General features: G+C 71.5%; 19 protein-coding genes. 6 read left to right on the plus strand and 13 right to left on the minus strand.

Annotation, left to right across the window (positions count from 1 at the left end; genetic code table 11):
* Nucleotides 1-93 precede the first annotated feature (93 nt).
* From ABZ833_RS40795 to ABZ833_RS40815, 5 genes are read right to left on the minus strand one after another with little or no spacing between them, the layout of a single operon-like run.
* On the minus strand, nucleotides 94-810 hold the full coding sequence (locus tag ABZ833_RS40795) for a VIT family protein (RefSeq protein ID WP_361058208.1): 717 nt from the start codon (nucleotides 808-810) through the stop codon (nucleotides 94-96).
* A 49-nt stretch (nucleotides 811-859) separates the two neighbouring features.
* On the minus strand, nucleotides 860-2,098 hold the full coding sequence (locus ABZ833_RS40800; protein ID WP_361058353.1) for an amidohydrolase family protein: 1,239 nt from the start codon (nucleotides 2,096-2,098) through the stop codon (nucleotides 860-862).
* A gap of 23 nt (nucleotides 2,099-2,121) precedes the next feature.
* Complete coding sequence (locus ABZ833_RS40805; RefSeq protein ID WP_361058210.1) at nucleotides 2,122-3,435, minus strand: amidohydrolase family protein; 1,314 nt, start codon at nucleotides 3,433-3,435, stop codon at nucleotides 2,122-2,124.
* 14 nt (nucleotides 3,436-3,449) lie between these two features.
* Nucleotides 3,450-4,334, minus strand: a complete 885-nt coding sequence (locus ABZ833_RS40810) for an SDR family NAD(P)-dependent oxidoreductase (RefSeq protein WP_361058212.1) — start codon at nucleotides 4,332-4,334, stop codon at nucleotides 3,450-3,452.
* 1 nt (nucleotide 4,335) lies between these two features.
* Nucleotides 4,336-5,133, minus strand: coding sequence for an acetoacetate decarboxylase family protein (locus ABZ833_RS40815; protein WP_361058214.1), 798 nt, complete (start codon nucleotides 5,131-5,133; stop codon nucleotides 4,336-4,338).
* Nucleotides 5,134-5,204: 71 nt separating this feature from the next.
* Here ABZ833_RS40815 and ABZ833_RS40820 point away from each other — a divergent pair, with 71 nt between their 5' ends.
* The 5 genes from ABZ833_RS40820 (at nucleotide 5,205) to ABZ833_RS40840 (ending at nucleotide 8,939) form a co-directional block, all read left to right on the plus strand.
* Nucleotides 5,205-5,927, plus strand: a complete 723-nt coding sequence (locus ABZ833_RS40820; RefSeq protein ID WP_361058216.1) for a TetR family transcriptional regulator — start codon at nucleotides 5,205-5,207, stop codon at nucleotides 5,925-5,927.
* Between the two features lie 31 nt (nucleotides 5,928-5,958).
* On the plus strand, nucleotides 5,959-6,975 hold the full coding sequence (locus ABZ833_RS40825) for a DEDDh family exonuclease (RefSeq protein ID WP_361058218.1): 1,017 nt from the start codon (nucleotides 5,959-5,961) through the stop codon (nucleotides 6,973-6,975).
* A gap of 89 nt (nucleotides 6,976-7,064) precedes the next feature.
* Entirely contained in the window at nucleotides 7,065-7,298 is a 234-nt protein-coding gene (locus tag ABZ833_RS40830; RefSeq protein ID WP_249590727.1) for a hypothetical protein, read from the plus strand.
* 48 nt (nucleotides 7,299-7,346) lie between these two features.
* A complete protein-coding gene (locus ABZ833_RS40835; RefSeq protein WP_361058220.1) occupies nucleotides 7,347-8,141 on the plus strand; it encodes an SURF1 family protein in 795 nt (264 codons plus the stop codon).
* A gap of 42 nt (nucleotides 8,142-8,183) precedes the next feature.
* A complete protein-coding gene (locus ABZ833_RS40840) occupies nucleotides 8,184-8,939 on the plus strand; it encodes an SDR family oxidoreductase (RefSeq protein ID WP_361058222.1) in 756 nt (251 codons plus the stop codon).
* A 74-nt stretch (nucleotides 8,940-9,013) separates the two neighbouring features.
* Here the strand turns inward: ABZ833_RS40840 and amaP are convergent, their stop codons facing one another.
* From amaP to ABZ833_RS40865, 5 genes are read right to left on the minus strand one after another with little or no spacing between them, the layout of a single operon-like run.
* A complete protein-coding gene (gene amaP / locus ABZ833_RS40845) occupies nucleotides 9,014-9,592 on the minus strand; it encodes an alkaline shock response membrane anchor protein AmaP (protein WP_361058224.1) in 579 nt (192 codons plus the stop codon).
* A 7-nt stretch (nucleotides 9,593-9,599) separates the two neighbouring features.
* The gene (locus tag ABZ833_RS40850; RefSeq protein ID WP_361058226.1) at nucleotides 9,600-10,289 is read right to left on the minus strand and encodes a DUF6286 domain-containing protein; all 690 of its coding nucleotides are present in this window, start codon (nucleotides 10,287-10,289) and stop codon (nucleotides 9,600-9,602) included.
* Nucleotides 10,286-10,630: a hypothetical protein gene (locus tag ABZ833_RS40855; protein WP_361058228.1), complete on the minus strand. Its 345-nt coding sequence runs from the start codon at nucleotides 10,628-10,630 to the stop codon at nucleotides 10,286-10,288. The genes ABZ833_RS40850 and ABZ833_RS40855 overlap by 4 nt, the downstream gene beginning before the upstream one ends.
* Nucleotides 10,631-10,633: 3 nt before the next feature.
* On the minus strand, nucleotides 10,634-10,822 hold the full coding sequence (locus ABZ833_RS40860; RefSeq protein WP_249590721.1) for a hypothetical protein: 189 nt from the start codon (nucleotides 10,820-10,822) through the stop codon (nucleotides 10,634-10,636).
* 54 nt (nucleotides 10,823-10,876) lie between these two features.
* Complete coding sequence (locus ABZ833_RS40865) at nucleotides 10,877-11,374, minus strand: Asp23/Gls24 family envelope stress response protein (RefSeq protein ID WP_361058231.1); 498 nt, start codon at nucleotides 11,372-11,374, stop codon at nucleotides 10,877-10,879.
* Nucleotides 11,375-11,467: 93 nt separating this feature from the next.
* Here ABZ833_RS40865 and ABZ833_RS40870 point away from each other — a divergent pair, with 93 nt between their 5' ends.
* Nucleotides 11,468-12,202, plus strand: coding sequence for a nucleopolyhedrovirus P10 family protein (locus ABZ833_RS40870; RefSeq protein WP_361058233.1), 735 nt, complete (start codon nucleotides 11,468-11,470; stop codon nucleotides 12,200-12,202).
* 5 nt (nucleotides 12,203-12,207) lie between these two features.
* On the opposite strand, the gene ABZ833_RS40875 is transcribed toward ABZ833_RS40870, so the two are convergent.
* From ABZ833_RS40875 to ABZ833_RS40885, 3 genes are all read right to left on the minus strand, one after another.
* Entirely contained in the window at nucleotides 12,208-13,020 is an 813-nt protein-coding gene (locus ABZ833_RS40875; protein WP_361058235.1) for an enoyl-CoA hydratase/isomerase family protein, read from the minus strand.
* Nucleotides 13,021-13,154: 134 nt separating this feature from the next.
* The gene (locus ABZ833_RS40880) at nucleotides 13,155-13,376 is read right to left on the minus strand and encodes a helix-turn-helix domain-containing protein (RefSeq protein WP_249590717.1); all 222 of its coding nucleotides are present in this window, start codon (nucleotides 13,374-13,376) and stop codon (nucleotides 13,155-13,157) included.
* 394 nt (nucleotides 13,377-13,770) lie between these two features.
* Nucleotides 13,771-15,369: an ABC-F family ATP-binding cassette domain-containing protein gene (locus ABZ833_RS40885; RefSeq protein WP_361058237.1), complete on the minus strand. Its 1,599-nt coding sequence runs from the start codon at nucleotides 15,367-15,369 to the stop codon at nucleotides 13,771-13,773.
* Between the last annotated feature and the right edge of the window lie 83 nt (nucleotides 15,370-15,452).

The raw sequence follows: 15,452 nt of genomic DNA on the forward strand, positions 1-15,452 counted from the left end.
GCTAGACGTAGTTACCGACAAGTATTACCAGCGGTAAGAAGACGGATGTTGGTGATCCCCGCCAAAAGCGGACGCTCAGACAACCGCGGAGCCTCAGACACCCACCGCCCCGAGCAGCGCCCCCGCCCCGTACGTCACCGCCATCGCGAGCGCCCCTCCCGCCATGTTGCGCACCACGGCGGGCCGCACCTCCGCGGAGCCGAGGCGTGCGCTGCTCAAGCCCGTGAGGGCGAGCGCGCCGAGGACCGAGACGACGGTGACCACCAGGCGCCAGTCGGCGGGCGGCAGGACGATCGCCAGGAGCGGGAGCAGCGCGCCCACCGTGAAGGCCACGAAGCTGGCCCAGGCCGCGTGCCACGGGTTGGTGAGGTCGTCGGGGTCGATACCGAGCTCCACGCGCGCGTGCGCCCGCAGCGCGTCCCGCTCGGTGAGCTGCTCCGCCGCCTCCCTGGCCACGTCCCGGCTGAGCCCGCGGTCCTCCAGGAGGTCCGTCAGCTCGGCCAGTTCGGCCTCGGGCTGCTCCCGCAGCTCGCGCCTCTCCATGGCCAGCGCGGCCTTCTCGGAGTCGCGCTGGGTGGACACCGAGACGTACTCGCCCGCGGCCATGGACATCGACCCGGCGAGCAGCCCGGCGAGACCGGCCGTGAGCAGCGTGCTGCGGTCGCTCGTGGCGCCCGCGACGCCGACGACCAGACCCGCCGTGGAGACGATGCCGTCGTTGGCCCCGAGCACGGCCGCCCGCAGCCAGTTGAGGCGGGAGGCGAGAGCGCCGCCGTGTGCTTCGTCGTGTTCAGCTGCCTGATCGCTCACCCGGGGAGGGTCTCACCCCCGGGTGAGCGGGGCGGGCAGGGGCACGCCGTCACCAGACGCGCACCGACCCTCCCGGAGCGAACACCGGGCTCGTCGCGCCGGCGGGCGTCTCCTTGAGGGGTTCGTCCAGTTCCTGGACGGTCGGTCCGACCTTCGCGGCGATCGCGTCGAGGCGCTCCAGGTCGAAGCCGTAGACCCGGGCCGCGTTGCCGCCGACCATGGCCGCTATCTCGTCCTTCGGGAGGCCCGCGTAGGCGATGCGGAGGCCTTCGCGCGAGAACGGGTGCGTGCCTTCGTCGTGCGGGTAGTCGCTCCCCCACATGATCTTGTCGAGGCCGATCCTGTCCCGCATCTGCGCCTCGTGCGGGCGCATGAAGCTCGCGCCGACGAAGCAGTTCTCGCGCCACACCTCGGACGGGCCCTTGCCCATCGATGCGGCGAGGCCCGCGCCGAACTTCGACTCCGCCGTCCCGCCGGTGTCCGCCTTCGAGGCCGCCGCGACCAGGCGCCCGTGGTAGTAGTCCAGCATGTCGAGCACACCCGGGATCCAGCCCGAGCCCTGCTCGGTGAGCACGAGCCGCAGCTCCGGGTGGCGGCGGAAGGCTCCGCCGAACACCAGGTGCCACAGCGCCCGGTGCGAGAACCACGTCGTCTCCACCATGAACACGGCCCGCGCGGCCGGTTCCTCGCCCAGCGGCGGCGACGCCGATCCCGCGTGGTGGTTGACCGGCACACCGCGCTCGGCGCAGGCGGCCCAGATCGGGTCGTACGTCGCGGAGTAGAGCTCGGCGAGTCCGCTGCCCGGCGGTGTGCCGGGCAGCAGGAGACCGCCGTTCAGGCCCGCGTCGGCCGCCCAGTGGATCTCCTTGACGGCCTCGTCCACGTCGTTCAGGAGGATCTGGAAGACGCCCGCCCTGCGGCCGTCGGCGGCGGCGCAGAAGTCGGCGAGCCAGCGGTTGTGTGCCCGCAGACCCGCCCAGCGCTGCTCGAACTCCTCCCGTGTGGGCGCCGGGGCCATCAGGGAGGCGGTCGGGAAGAAGGGCGGGATGGTGTTCGGGAAGACGACCTCGGCGACGATGCCGTCCTGTTCGAGCTCGGCCAGGCGGCGGTCCGAGTTCCAGTTGCGGTCGGCGGTGTCGGCGAGCAGGTCCTCGTACGGATTGACGTAGGTGGCCGCCCACGCGTCGAACGCGTCGTGGTGGCGGGAGGCCAAGTAGGGCTTGTAGTCGAGGAGATCGGCGCCCGCGTGGCAGTCCGCCGAGATGACGGTGTAGCGCTCTTCGGTCATGCGTCGTGGACTCGGCTGTGCACTCATGTGTCCGCCCCCATCACCGGGAAGTCGTGGTCGGTCAGCCAGTGGCGGCCCACGTCGCGCGAGCGCGCCCAGGAGGCCTCGACGGCCGACTGGTCCGATTCCTGGCCGAGTTCGGCCGGAGTCGGGCCGATCCTCCGGGCCAGCGGCGCCAGCTTCTCGGTGTCGAAGCCGAAGACCTCCGCCGCAGCGAGACCCAGCATCCGGCGGGTCTCCCCCACCGGGATGTCGTGGAACGTCTTCTTCAGCCACGCGCGCGTGTCGGGCCAGGTCCCTTCGGGGTGCGGGAAGTCGCTGCCCCAGAGGATGTTGTCCACGCCGATCTCGTAGCGCTGGGCGAGTTCTCGGCGCTTGGTGTTGGTGGCGCAGATGAAGATCTGCCGGTCCAGGTATTCGTGCGGGGGCCGCTTGAGCTCCGCGAACGGGGAGAGCTTCTTGCCACCGTGCGCGCCCAGGTAGAGGCGGTCCATGAACCACAGGAGGTTCGGCAGCCACCAGCAGCCGGACTCCGCGACGCCGAACTTCAGCCCCGGATGGCGTTCGAAGACTCCCGACCAGAGCATGAACCACAGCGGCCGCGCGGGCCACCAGGTCACTTCGGAGACGTAGATCCCCAGGTGGTCGCCGTACTCATGGCGGGGCGCCGCCCCGGAGTGGGTCATCACCGGCATCGCGCACTCGGCCGCCGCCGCCCACACCGGGTCGTAACGGCGGTCGTGGTAGGGCGCCTTGTCGACCCACATGGAGGGGATCATCAGCGCGCCGAGCCCGGACTCCTTGGCCCGGTGCACCTCGGCGACCACCCGGTCGACCTCGCCGGTGATGGGCAACAGGGCCACGCCACAGTGCCGTTCGGGGTGCTCGGACACGAAGTCGGCGAGCCAGCGGTTGTGCGCCTGCGCGCCCGCCATGCCGAGCTCCGGGTCCTGGTCCCCCGAGAGGCCGAGGCCCACCCCGAAGGGCGCGGCCGTCTGGCTGTCCACGGCGTCCGCGTCGGGGAAGACGACCTCGGCGGCCACCCCGTCGCCGTCGAGCTCCTTGAGGCGCTGAGCGGTCTCCCAGCCGCCGCGCAGGCCCTCCTCGTTGTCCTGGAACCACTTGGCGGCGAACGCGTCGTTGCGGATGCCGAGCCGCGTCGCCTCCGCGCGGCGGGCGTCGCGCTCCCCGAGGAACTGGTCGAAGTCCCGGTGGAAGCGGCTGTCCAGATAGGGCCGGTACTCCTCGGTGGGAAGCCCGGCGTGGCAGTCGGAGGAGATGATCAGGTACGGGTCGTTCTGCTGGGCGCTTGGCTGAGCGCCTTGCTGAGCCGTCATCACACGTCCCTCAGTCAGTCGAGGATGAAGCTTTCCAGGTACGCCGGGTTGGCGCGGTCGAGCATCGACCGCGACCTGGCCTTGATCTGCCGGTCGCTGTGCTCGCTCCGGGGAAGCAGCCAGAAGCGGTCGGCCGCGATCCCCTCCGCCACGAAGTCCGCGACCTTCTCGACCGGGGTGAACTCCACCTCCTGGCCCGCGTCCTTCATCGCGGACTCCCACTGGTCGAGGCTGCGGTAAGGGGTCTTGCGGGGGCGGGACTTGGCGTACCGGTCGGGGCGGTTGCGGTGCGACTCCCACAGCCCCGTGCGCAGCATGTGCGGCCCCGGGAACAGCACGGAGGCACCCACGCGCGCGTGCTCCGCCCTCAGATGCGCGTACAGGGACTCCGTCATCGTCACGACGGCCGCCTTGGTGACCGCGTACACGGAGGCCGTCGGCAGCGGTGCGATGCCGCCGTCGCCGGAGGAGGTGTTGACGACGTGGCCCGGCTCGCCGCCCGCGATCATCCGGGGCACGAAGGCCTGGATGCCGTGGAAGACACCCCACACATTGACCTCGAAGGCCCACTTCCAGTCGTTCGGCTCGTGCTCCCACATGCGCCCCTCGGCGCCCGAGCCGACCCCCGCGTTGTTGCACAGCACATGGACGGCGCCGAATGCCTCGTACGCCGCTTCGGCGAGCGCGAAGACCTGCTCCCGGGAGCCGACGTCGACCACGCGCGCGTGCACGCTCGCCCCGTCCTCGCGCAGCCCGGCCGCCGCCTTCTCCAGGGCGCCCTCCTCGACGTCCGCGAGGACCACCTTCAGGCCGTCCGCCGCGAACCGCCGCGCCATGGCGAGGCCGATGCCGCTCGCCGCGCCCGTGACGACGGCGACCTGACCTTCCCGCAGCTCCATCTCAGACGCTCCCCTCGGGCGGGCCGTCGAGGATCTGCTGCGGGTCGTCGTAGCGCTGGTGGATGTAGGGAAGCAGCGCCTGCGCGCTGACCCGTTCGGCCACCCGGCCCCTCTGGTCGGTGGTCTTCTCGCCGATGGTGATCTCGACGAGCGCGCGTACGGGGAGGTCGGCGACCGGGTCGTACATCGACTCGCGCAGGACGACGTCCCCGGTGATGCCCTCCAGCTTGCGGACCTTCTCGTTGCGTACGCAGTGCACGAGCACCGGATCCGCGTCGAAGCCCGAACCGTCCACCGCGGGAAGGAACTTGAAGTAGAAGTCCGTCTTCTGGACCGGCTCGGGAAGGGGCAGGGCGCCGCTGACCGCGCCGCGCACCTCCACGAACACGATGCCGTGCCGGGCCAGCGAGGCGCGGACGACCAGGCCGTCGCGCTCCACCTCGACCTCGCCCAGCTTCTTCGGCTCCCCGAAGACTTCACGCCCGCCGATCAGGGCCCGCTCGTGGGTCATCGGCATGACCAGCGGGTACCAGCCCTCCACCCCGCCGTGCTCGGCGGCGACGGCCACCGAGCCCGCGCCCAGCGGATATCCGGGCAGGTCGACCTTGCTGATGTTGGCCCGCACCAGGGGGCGGGCCGTCGGCTTGAGCGGGGGCGGCAGGACGGCCGCCACCGCGTCCGGATCGCTCTCCCAGACGGCCACCACACCGGTGGACCAGATGTCGGGCAGCTTCGAACTCGCGGTGCGCGCCGCGGCGATCTCCGCCTCGGTGCGCGCTCCGTAACGTACGCGTGCCATGTCGTACCACCCTTCGTCAGGACTACAAGAGGTCTTGCGGGCGGTTCTGTAACACAGTTACAACAGGAGGCGTGAAGAGTGAAGAGACGCGTACGCATCCGGTCCGGGAACGCGGCCATCTCGACCGGGAACAGGTCCTCGCCGCCGCCACGGCCCTCGTGAAGCAGCACGGCCCGCAGGCCCTGACGATGCGCAAGCTCGCCGCCGAGCTCGGCACCGCCGTCACCTCGATCTACTGGCACGTCGGCAACCGCGAGTCGCTCCTGGACGCCCTCGTCGAGCGCACCCTCGCCGACCTCGGCGCGATCCACCCCACGGGCCGCACCCCCGGCCGGCGCATCGTCTCCGTGGCGCGCGCCCTGCGCCGGCAGCTGCGCGACCATCCGCACCTCGTCGCGATGGTGCACGAACGCGGCCTCACCGAGCGGATGTTCCTGCCCGCCCAGCAGGTCCTCGTCCACGAGGTGCACGCGGCGGGTCTGCGCGGCGCCCGCGCCGCCGACGCCGTGCGCGCGGTCCAGGTGCACGTCGTCGGCCACCTCCTGGTCGAGCGCAACCGCGAACGCGCGCCCGTGCAGCGGCCGGGCGAGGAAGAGCTGTGGGGCGCGCGGACCGCCGAACAGGACCCGGCACTCGCCCGCGCGCTCGCCCGGCCCGTCGACCCCGAGGCGCTGTTCACCCTGTCGGTCAAGGCACTGGTGTCCGGACTGCTCGGCGCCAGAGCGGACGGAACCCCACCTGCCGGCGACGGAATCGGCCACGCGGCCGACCCGCGCACCGGACCGGGGACCTGACTGTCAGTCGCGGCCCGTATCCTCATGGACCATGCTCGAAGACCAGACGACCGCAGCGTCCGCAGCCACCTGGCCGGCCGCGTACCCAACGGGGTACGCGGTCGTCGACGTCGAGACCACAGGCCTCGCCCGCGACGACCGCATAGTGTCGGCTGCCGTCTACCGCGTGGACGCCCGGGGCGAGGTGGAGGACCACTGGTACACGCTGGTCAACCCCCAGCGCGACCCCGGACCCGTATGGATCCACGGCCTCACCAGTGAGCTCCTCGCGGACGCGCCGCTCTTCAAGGACATCGCCGAGGAGTTCGCCGCGCGCCTCGCCGACCGCGTCCTGGTCGCGCACAACGCGGTCTTCGACTGGTCGATGATCGCCAGGGAGTACGCACGCGCGGAGCTCACCGCCCCCGTGCGCCAGCGCCTGTGCACCATCGCCCTCTCCAAGGAGCTGCGCCTCCCGCTGCCCAACCACAAGCTGGAGTCGCTCGCCGCGCACTTCGGGGTGGAACAGCGCAACGCGCACAACGCCCTCGACGACGCGCGCGTGCTCGCCGAGGCGTTCCGCCCCAGCCTCAAGGCCGCGGCGAGCGACGGGGTGCGGCTGCCGCTCCTGGAGTGCCGTCCGCTCACCGAGTGGTCCGACGGCGCGGCCCGGATCGTCCGCCAGCCGACCGGGCCGGGCTCCGCCGCCTCGTCGTACTCGTCGTACGGTCCGGGGAGTTGGCGCCCCTCGCGCAAGCGGCCCGCCTGCCCCTACCCCAACCCGGGTCGGTACGAAACGGGCAAACCGCTCCAACAGGGCATGCGTGTCGCGTTCTCCGGAGACACCTCCATCGAGCGCGAGCTGCTCGAGGACCGCGCGGTCGAGGCCGGGCTCCACATCGCGACGAGCGTGTCGCGCCTGACCAGCCTCCTCGTCACGAACGACCCGGACTCGGGCACCTCCAAGACCGTGAAGGCGCGGTCCTTCGGCACGCCCGTCATCGACGAGGCCGCGTTCGGCCAGCTCCTCCAGGACGTCGCTCCGGCGGCTCCCGCGACGGGGGCCTGAGCCGCCCGCGGACGTCAGACGGGTGATTATCGGGCCGGTCCCCGCCTGCTTGCTCGCATGCGGGCGCCGCGCGTCCCACCCTGTGGCGCATGGCACGTTGCGAGGTCTGCGGAAACGACTACGGCATGTCGTTCGAGGTGCACGCGCAAGGCGCGGTGCACGTCTTCGACTGCTTCTCCTGCGCCATTCACCGCATGGCGCCCATCTGTGAGCACTGCCGCTGCCGGATCATCGGCCAGGGCGTGGAGGTCGAGGGGCAGTGGTACTGCGGTGCGCACTGCTCCCGGGCGGAGGGGCAGGTGGGCATCGTCGACAGGGTGTGACCCGACCCCACCACCAGGCACCCCACGACCGAGTTGTACCGTCGTGGGGTGTACCGCTTCCTGTTGTCCCGGCAGTGGGTGATCCTCACCCTCATCGGCCTCGTCCTCATCCCCACGATGATCGAGCTGGGCTTCTGGCAGTTGCACCGCCATGAGCACCGCGTCGCGCAGAACGCGGAGATCTCCAAGGCGCTCGACGCGAAGCCCGTACCGGCCGAGCAGCTGACCTCGCCCGGACACTCCGTGGCGGACTCCGAGCGCTACCGCCGGGTGAGCGCCAAGGGGACGTACGACACGAAGCACGAGGTCGTCGTGCGGCGGCGCACGAACTCCGACGAGGAGATCGGCTTCCACGTCCTGACCCCGTTCGTCCTCGACGACGGCAAGGTCCTGCTGGTCAACCGGGGCTGGATCCCCGCCAACGGACCGCAGACCGTGTTCCCGAAGGTCCCCGCGGCGCCCAAGGGCGAGATCACCGTCACCGGCCGCCTGATGGCCGACGAGACGTCCGCGCAGAGCGGCATCAAGGACCTCCAGGGGCTGCCGGACCGTCAGATCATGCTGATCAGCAGCGGCCAGCAGGCGCACAGCCTCGGCAAGGAGGTGCTCGGCGGCTACGTCGAGCTGACCTCGCCGGAGTCCCCCGGAAACTCCCCCCAGCTGATCGGCGAGCCCGAGCACGGCGACATCGGCCCGCACATGGCGTACGCCGTCCAGTGGTGGCTGTTCTGCTCGGGCGTCCCCATCGGCTGGGTGGTCCTGGTGCGCCGAGAGGTGAAGGACCGCCGCGCGGCCGCCGCTGAGGCCGCGCCCGCGACGGAGTCGACGCCGGCCGCCGTCTGACGCGCCTCGCGCTCCGTGGCCGGGACGCGGCAGGATAGGGCCATGGATCTTGGACTGAAGGACCGCGTCTACGTCATCACCGGCGCCACCCGTGGCCTGGGCAACGCCGCCGCGCGTGCGCTGGTCGCGGACGGCGCGAAAGTGCTGATCACCGGCCGGGACGAGAAGACGGTCGCCGAGGCGGCGGCCGAGCTCGGCGACAACGCCCGCGGCCTCGCGGCGGACAACGCCGACCCGGCCGTCGCCGGTCGCCTGATCGCCGCCGCGCGCGAGCACTTCGGGCGCTTCGACGGTGTGCTGATCAGTGTCGGGGGCCCGGCGCCCGGTTTCGCCGCCGACAACACGGACGAGCAGTGGGAGTCGGCTTTCGAGTCCGTGTTCCTCGGGGCGGTGCGGCTGGCGCGCTCCGCGGCGGCGGAGCTCGACGAGGGCGGCGTCATCGGCTTCGTGCTCTCCGCCTCCGTGCACGAGCCGATTCCGGGGCTGACCATCTCCAACGGACTGCGCCCGGGACTCGCGGGCTTCGCGAAGTCGCTCGCCGACGAGGTCGGCCCCCGGGGCATCCGTGTCGTGGGGCTGCTCCCGTCCCGCATCGACACGGACCGGGTGCGGCAGCTGGACGCGCTCTCCGCTGACCCCGAGGCTGCCCGGGCGGGGCACGAGTCGCGGATTCCGCTGCGGCGGTACGGGACTCCGGAGGAGTTCGGCCGTACGGCGGCGTTCTTCCTCTCGCCCGCGGCGTCGTATCTGACGGGGGTCATGCTGCCGGTGGACGGCGGGGCTCGGCACGGGTTCTGACCGCTCCTGTCCTGTATGACGTCGGCCGGTCCTGAACCCCAGGACCGGCCGACGTCATACAGGAACCCGCTCCCTCAACTCACCCGCTCGGCCCGGTGCTTGACCGCCCGCAACTGCACCACCGCGGGCAGCCGGGCTAGCCCCGCCGAATCCCTCGCGTGCGCCAACGCCTCCGCGGAGAGCAGGTGCAGCGCCTCGCCGGGCGTCGCGTGGGGCTCCAGGAGCAGGGACACGCGTGCCTCCGGCGCGTTGCGGCGGCCCGTGAGGGAGACCCCGGCCCGCTGCACGCCCTCCAGGGACTCCGCCTCCCCGACGAGCACGCCCTCCAGGGCCCGCCCCCGCAGCAGCGCGCCCTCTCCGTCCCCGGTCTCCACGAGGACCTCGGCCAGCCTGCGCCGCCGCAGCTGCGCCACCAGCCACCACAGGGCGAGCAGCAGGAACACCGCGAGTACGGCGATCACCGTGGGCCAGAACCAGCCCTCGTCCCGCCACCGCGCCCGGTCCGCGTCGCTCAGCAGGACGTCACGCTTCCCGTCGTGGATCCACCACGACGGGGGCGAGGCCCCGAGCCCGACGGCGAGGACCGAGCCGCCGCCGAGTACGAGCACCAGGCCGATCAGGCCGATGAGTACACGGTTGACCGTCTTCAGCATCGCGAGCTCAGCCCTTCCGACCCGGCCGTGCCACCCGGACCGAGAGGCCGGGGCTGCGGCCGAGGCCCAGGTCCCTGATGCCTTCGGCCAGCGTGGCGTCCAAGTCGCTTCGTACGTCGTCGAGTTCACGGAAGTGCGAGACCGCGTGGACGTCCACCTTGGAGCGCGTCATGCGGACCCGCACCGACTGCACGCCGGACACGTCCATCGCCCGGTCCCGCAGCACCATCGCGGCGGCGCCCCGATGCAGCCCCGCCCGTACGTCCTCGTCCCCGCGCCGCATCGCGAGGACCGCCCGGAGTCCGGGCGTCGCGGCGAGCACGATCAGCCAGATGCCGGCGGCCGCGGCCACCCCGGCGCCGACGAGGACCGCCGTGCTGTCCAGGGGCCGCTCGCCGAGTTCGCGGGCGAGGTCGGGCCGCCATCCCATGGCGGAATGCCCGGCCCGCACAGCCGCGATGTCGTACAGCAAGAGCCCCGCGGCGCCGAGGATCAGCAGCGCGAGGACGGCGGCTGGCACGCGCCGCGGTGACCAGAAGCGGGTCGCCCTGGTCTCGTCGTCGGCCAGTGTGGGCGGCGCGTCGTAGGACGCCGCGGACGCCGACTGGTCCAGTTCGCTCTCGGCGCGTTCGACGACGGGCAGCGGCTGCGTGCCGCCACCGCCGCCCGCCGCATGAGACCCCGAAGCCTCGCTCATCGCGTCCTCCCCTGCGCCGCGGCGTGCACGTGTGCCGAGTACAGCCGCTCGACGTGGACCGCGACCTCCGGCACTTCCATCCCCGCCAACGCCTTTACCCGCTGGGCGACTTGGCGACGCACCGCACCGCACTGCCCGCCGATGTCCGAGGGGTAGTCCAGTTCGACGCTGATCCGCACGCGGGCCACATCATGGCGCACGGTGACGGTCGCGTGCGGCGGGGAGCCGTCCGCGGGCACCGCCGTCAGCGCCTCGCGTGCCGCCTGTGCCGCGATCTTCGCGACGACCCGGTCGGCGATCCGGGTCGCGCCGCGCTCCGCGGGCGCGACCTGCGGCGCCACGGCTCACCGCCGCCGGTCGTCGCCACGGGTACGGAAGAAGTCGCCGAGCTCCAGGTCCCCCTCGAGGAACCGGCCCGCGACGAACCCTATGGCGCCCAGGGCCGCCACCAGCAGAAACGCCCCGAACCCGCCGAAGTACCCGGCGAAGCCGAGCGCCATCCCGGCCACCATGCCGATCACGGCCATGCTCATCGTGTGCTCCTTGGCAAGACGCGTCTGACATCCGGCTCCCGAACGGCCACCGCGCTACTGAAGGCGGCCTTGCGGCTCATCGTCTTCCTCGTCCGGAAGTTTCACATCGCTCACCGCGATGTTGACCTCGACGACTTCGAGCCCGGTCATGCGCTCGACCGCACCGATGACGTTCTCCCGCACATCGCGCGCGACGTCCGCGATCGAGACCCCGTACTCGACGACGATCTCCAGGTCGAGGGCCGTCTGCACCTCGCCGACCTCGGCCTTGACCCCGCGCGACACCGACTTGGACCCCGACCCTCCGGGCACGCGGTCGCGTACGGCCCCGAAGGTCCTGGCGAGCCCGCCGCCCATCGCGTGCACGCCGTCGACGTCGCGGGCCGCGAGCCCTGCGATCTTCTCGACCACGCCGTCCGCGATGGTGGTGCGCCCCCGGGTCGCGGGGTCACCACCGCCCCTCTTGGTCGTACTGCTCTTGCCCACCGCCTCGTCCGGGGACTCCTTCGTGAGGGTCTCCTGAGGCCGGTTCCGCTGTCCGGTGTCAGTCATCGCCGTGTGTCCCTTTCGAAAGGGGATCTACTCCTTCGCCCACACTAAGTGCGGTTACGTCCTCGCGCGCCAGGGATGCGGCAGGCTGGGGCAATGACCGGTGACGGATGGACCGATGCGGTACGGCGGCAGCTCGGCCTGGGGCGGGTTCTCCCGCTGGGAGGACCGCGTGACGGCTCGTGGCTGACCGAGGCGTGCGCGAATGGAGTACTGCGCCATGCGGCGGAGCGGGTGAGCGGCGTGCGGCTCGGCGGCCTGCGGGTGGCGCTGGCCGATCCGTCGACGGCGTACGCCCCCTCCGTGCCGTCACCGCCGAGCGCGCTGCCGCCCGGCCCGCTGCGGATCACGGCCCAGTTCGCCGCCGAGCCGACCGAGCCGCTTCCCGCGGTGGCGGCCCGGCTCCGGGCGGCGCTGTTCGCGGCGGCCGACGAGCGGCTCGGCCTGGTGGTCGATGAGGTGGACCTCGGCGTGACGACGCTGCTCGACGCGGGGCAGGCCCCCGTGGACGTACCGCGGGACATGCAGGAGGCGCCGGACGGGGCGCAGGCGCCCCCCGGAAGCGGCGACGAGGCCCGCGCGGCGAGTGCCGCCCTCGGTGTGCCGGGCGTGCGGCGGCTGACCGGCGCGCTCGGCGGCTTCGGCCGCGCCGTCCACCTCGACGCGTCGCCTGCGCGGGACGGCGCCCTGCCGCGCCGCCACGCGCGCGTGGAGCTCGCGACGGACCGCGAGCACCGCGCCCTGGACGTGGCGCTCGCGGTCCGCACGGCGGTCGGCGACGCACTGACGGACCACCCGACGGTTGCCGTCCTGGTCACCGCGGTGGAGTGACGACCTCAGTCGCCGAGCCCCGCCAGGTCCCGCAGGCGACGCCCCTGCGCGGCACGCTCGGCGGTGCGCTGCTCCTCGTACGTACGGCCTGACACGCCCTGGAGCAGCGCCTTGGTCTCGATGACCGCGTCGCGGGGCGCGGCAAGGAGCGCGGCCGCCAAGTCGCTCACGGACGCGTCGAGTTGGTCACCGGGCACGACGAGGTTGGCCAGGCCCACGCGCTCGGCCTCGGGCGCGTTGACGAACCGCCCGGTGGCGCAGATCTCCAGCGCACGGGCGTAGCCGACAAGTCCCACGAGGGGATGCGTGCCGGTGAGGTCGGGCACCAGGCCCAGGCTGGTCTCGCGCATGGCGAACTGCACGTCGTCGGCGACGATCCGCAGATCGCAGGCGAGCGCGAGCTGGAAGCCCGCACCGATGGCATGTCCCTGGACGGCAGCGACGGACACGATGTCACTGCGCCGCCACCAGGTGAACGCCTCCTGGTATTCGGCGATCGTCGCGTCGAGGACGCCGTCGTCGCCGCGCGCCAGATCGATGAATGACGGCTCACCGTCGAAGCCCTCGGGCGTGAACGCCTGGCGGTCGAGGCCCGCGGAGAAGGACTTGCCCTCACCGCGGAGCACGACGACACGGACACTGCCCGGCAACATCCGGCCTGCCTCGGCCAACGCCCTCCACAGCGCGGGAGATTGGGCGTTGCGCTTGGCCGGGTTGGCCAGCGTCACCGTGGCGACAGCCTCGTCGACAGTCAGGCGTACGCCGTCCTTGTCGAGTACCGGTGCGGATCCGCCGAGTTCACTGCCGGGCGAAACCATAGGAGCCTCCGATGGTGGTGTGCAGTCGGTCCGGACGCGTGTACGCGCCCGTAAGTGACTGCACAGTAACCACCCGGCCGATCAGTCGATCGACCGGGTGGCCACCGTCGAAGCCGGTGAACCGCCCGCAGCCGTCAGCCGGCTGCGGCCTTCTTGCCTCGCGTCGCCCCGCCGCGTCCCCGCAGCGTGACGCCGGACTCGCTGAGCATGCGGTGCACAAAGCCGTACGAACGGCCCGTCTCCTCAGCCAACGCCCGGATGCTCGCACCGCTGTCGTACTTCTTCTTCAGGTCTGCCGCGAGCTTGTCACGCGCGGCGCCGGTTACCCGGCTGCCCTTCTTCAGAGTCTCGGCCACCCGTGCCTCCTCATAGGAAGTGCGCTCTGGACTTCTCATGATCACCCCTCCCGGGCTTCCTGGCCACCCATTCGGCAAGGTCCGTACGACGAGGTTTCCCGCCGGAGAAGGCGGCACCATGAGCGGAATTAACGATTCCGCGTGTCGAATTCCGTACGGCCGAATGGGTTGTGGATCGAAATGCCAGGTCAGCGCGGTGGCGGGCGAAAGCAGGGCCCGACGCCTCTGCCGCAAGGAAAATCCGTGTATCCCACACTTCGGTACGAGGAGACCTCACACAGATGAAGGATCACGGCTCGGCCGAATGATCCATACGCAGTGGATCAGTTATTCGATCAACCAATGTGGACACCCCGGCGGCACGGTTGGTCGCACCGCCCGGGCTCACCGTGAATCAGGCGAGCGCGACCAGATCCGCGTAGTCCTGGCCCCACAGGTCCTCGACGCCGTCGGGCAGCAGGATGATCCGCTCCGGCTGGAGCGCCTCCACCGCGCCCTCGTCGTGCGTGACGAGGACGACCGCGCCCTTGTAGGTGCGAAGCGCGCCGAGGATCTCCTCGCGGCTCGCCGGGTCGAGGTTGTTCGTGGGCTCGTCGAGGAGCAGCACGTTGGCGGAGGAGACCACCAGGGTCGCGAGCGCCAGACGGGTCTTCTCGCCGCCGGACAGGACGCCCGCCGGCTTGTCGACGTCGTCGCCGGAGAAGAGGAACGAACCGAGCGTCTTGCGCACCGCCACGAGGTCGAGGTCGGGCGCGGCCGAGCGCATGTTCTCCAGGACCGTGCGCTCCGGGTCGAGGGTCTCGTGCTCCTGCGCGTAGTAGCCGAGCTTGAGGCCGTGGCCCTCGAGGATCTGCCCGGTGTCGGGCTTCTCCGCGCCGCCCAGGAGGCGCAGGAGCGTGGTCTTGCCCGCGCCGTTGAGGCCCAGGATGACCACGCGCGAGCCCTTGTCGATGGCGAGGTCGACGTCCGTGAAGATCTCCAGGGAGCCGTACGACTTCGAGAGTCCCTCGGCCATCAGCGGGGTCTTGCCGCAGGGCGAGGGGTCCGGGAAGCGCAGCTTGGCGACCTTGTCGCTCTGGCGTACCTCGTCGAGGCCCGCGAGGAGCTTGTCGGCGCGCTTGGCCATGTTCTGCGCGGCGACGGTCTTGGTGGCCTTGGCGCGCATCTTGTCGGCCTGCGAGTGGAGCTGGCTGGCCTTCTTCTCGGCGTTCTGGCGCTCGCGCTTGCGGCGCTTCTCGTCGGACTCGCGCTGCTGCTGGTAGAGCCGCCAGCCCATGTTGTAGACGTCGATCTGGGCGCGGTTGGCGTCCAGATAGAAGACCTTGTTGACGACCGTCTCGACCAGTTCGACGTCGTGGGAGATCACGATGAAGCCGCCGCGGTAGGACTTGAGGTAGTCCCGCAGCCAGACGATGGAGTCGGCGTCGAGGTGGTTCGTCGGCTCGTCGAGGAGCAGGGTGTCGGCGTCCGAGAAGAGGATGCGGGCCAGCTCGACGCGGCGGCGCTGGCCACCGGAGAGCGTGTGGAGGGGCTGGCCGAGCACGCGGTCGGGGAGGCTGAGCGCGGCGGCGATGGTGGAGGCCTCGGCCTCGGCGGCGTAACCGCCCTTGGTGAGGAACTCCGTCTCCTGGCGCTCGTACTGCTTCATCGCCTTGTCGCGGGTGGCGCCCGAGCCGTTGGCGATGCGCTGTTCGTTCTCGCGCATCTTGCGGATCAGGGTGTCGAGTCCGCGGGCCGAGAGGATGCGGTCGCGGGCGAGCACGTCCAGGTCGCCGGTGCGGGGGTCCTGCGGGAGGTAGCCGACCTCTCCGGAGCGGCTGATCGTGCCGCCTGCCGGGATGCCCTCACCTGCGAGGCACTTGGTGAGCGTGGTCTTGCCCGCTCCGTTGCGGCCCACCAGGCCGATGCGGTCGCCCTTGGCGATTCGGAAGGAAGCGTTCTCGATGAGGATGCGGGCGCCGGCGCGCAGCTCGATGCCGGAAGCGGTGATCACGGACAGACTCCTGGGCAGGGGGGATGGACGGCGGAAGGGCTGAAGGCGATCACGCCGTCTAATGCACGAGGAGAATGGCCATG

The organism is Streptomyces sp. NPDC047525 (assembly GCF_040643025.1).
In the GTDB taxonomy this organism is placed as follows: domain Bacteria; phylum Actinomycetota; class Actinomycetes; order Streptomycetales; family Streptomycetaceae; genus Streptomyces; species Streptomyces durmitorensis.

Excerpts from the sequence above, each read along its gene's own strand:
- ABZ833_RS40825 (WP_361058218.1), top strand. The coding sequence starts at position 5,959 with ATGCTCGAAGACCAGACGACCGCAGCGTCCGCAGCCACCTGGCCGGCC.
- ABZ833_RS40850 (WP_361058226.1), bottom strand. The coding sequence starts at position 10,289 with ATGAGCGAGGCTTCGGGGTCTCATGCGGCGGGCGGCGGTGGCGGCACG.
- ABZ833_RS40870 (WP_361058233.1), top strand. The coding sequence starts at position 11,468 with ATGACCGGTGACGGATGGACCGATGCGGTACGGCGGCAGCTCGGCCTG.
- amaP (WP_361058224.1), bottom strand. The coding sequence starts at position 9,592 with ATGCTGAAGACGGTCAACCGTGTACTCATCGGCCTGATCGGCCTGGTG.
- ABZ833_RS40830 (WP_249590727.1), top strand. The coding sequence starts at position 7,065 with ATGGCACGTTGCGAGGTCTGCGGAAACGACTACGGCATGTCGTTCGAG.
- ABZ833_RS40860 (WP_249590721.1), bottom strand. The coding sequence starts at position 10,822 with ATGAGCATGGCCGTGATCGGCATGGTGGCCGGGATGGCGCTCGGCTTC.
- ABZ833_RS40840 (WP_361058222.1), top strand. The coding sequence starts at position 8,184 with ATGGATCTTGGACTGAAGGACCGCGTCTACGTCATCACCGGCGCCACC.
- ABZ833_RS40800 (WP_361058353.1), bottom strand. The coding sequence starts at position 2,098 with ATGACCGAAGAGCGCTACACCGTCATCTCGGCGGACTGCCACGCGGGC.
- ABZ833_RS40875 (WP_361058235.1), bottom strand. The coding sequence starts at position 13,020 with ATGGTTTCGCCCGGCAGTGAACTCGGCGGATCCGCACCGGTACTCGAC.
- ABZ833_RS40865 (WP_361058231.1), bottom strand. The coding sequence starts at position 11,374 with ATGACTGACACCGGACAGCGGAACCGGCCTCAGGAGACCCTCACGAAG.
- ABZ833_RS40810 (WP_361058212.1), bottom strand. The coding sequence starts at position 4,334 with ATGGAGCTGCGGGAAGGTCAGGTCGCCGTCGTCACGGGCGCGGCGAGC.
- ABZ833_RS40815 (WP_361058214.1), bottom strand. The coding sequence starts at position 5,133 with ATGGCACGCGTACGTTACGGAGCGCGCACCGAGGCGGAGATCGCCGCG.
- ABZ833_RS40805 (WP_361058210.1), bottom strand. The coding sequence starts at position 3,435 with ATGACGGCTCAGCAAGGCGCTCAGCCAAGCGCCCAGCAGAACGACCCG.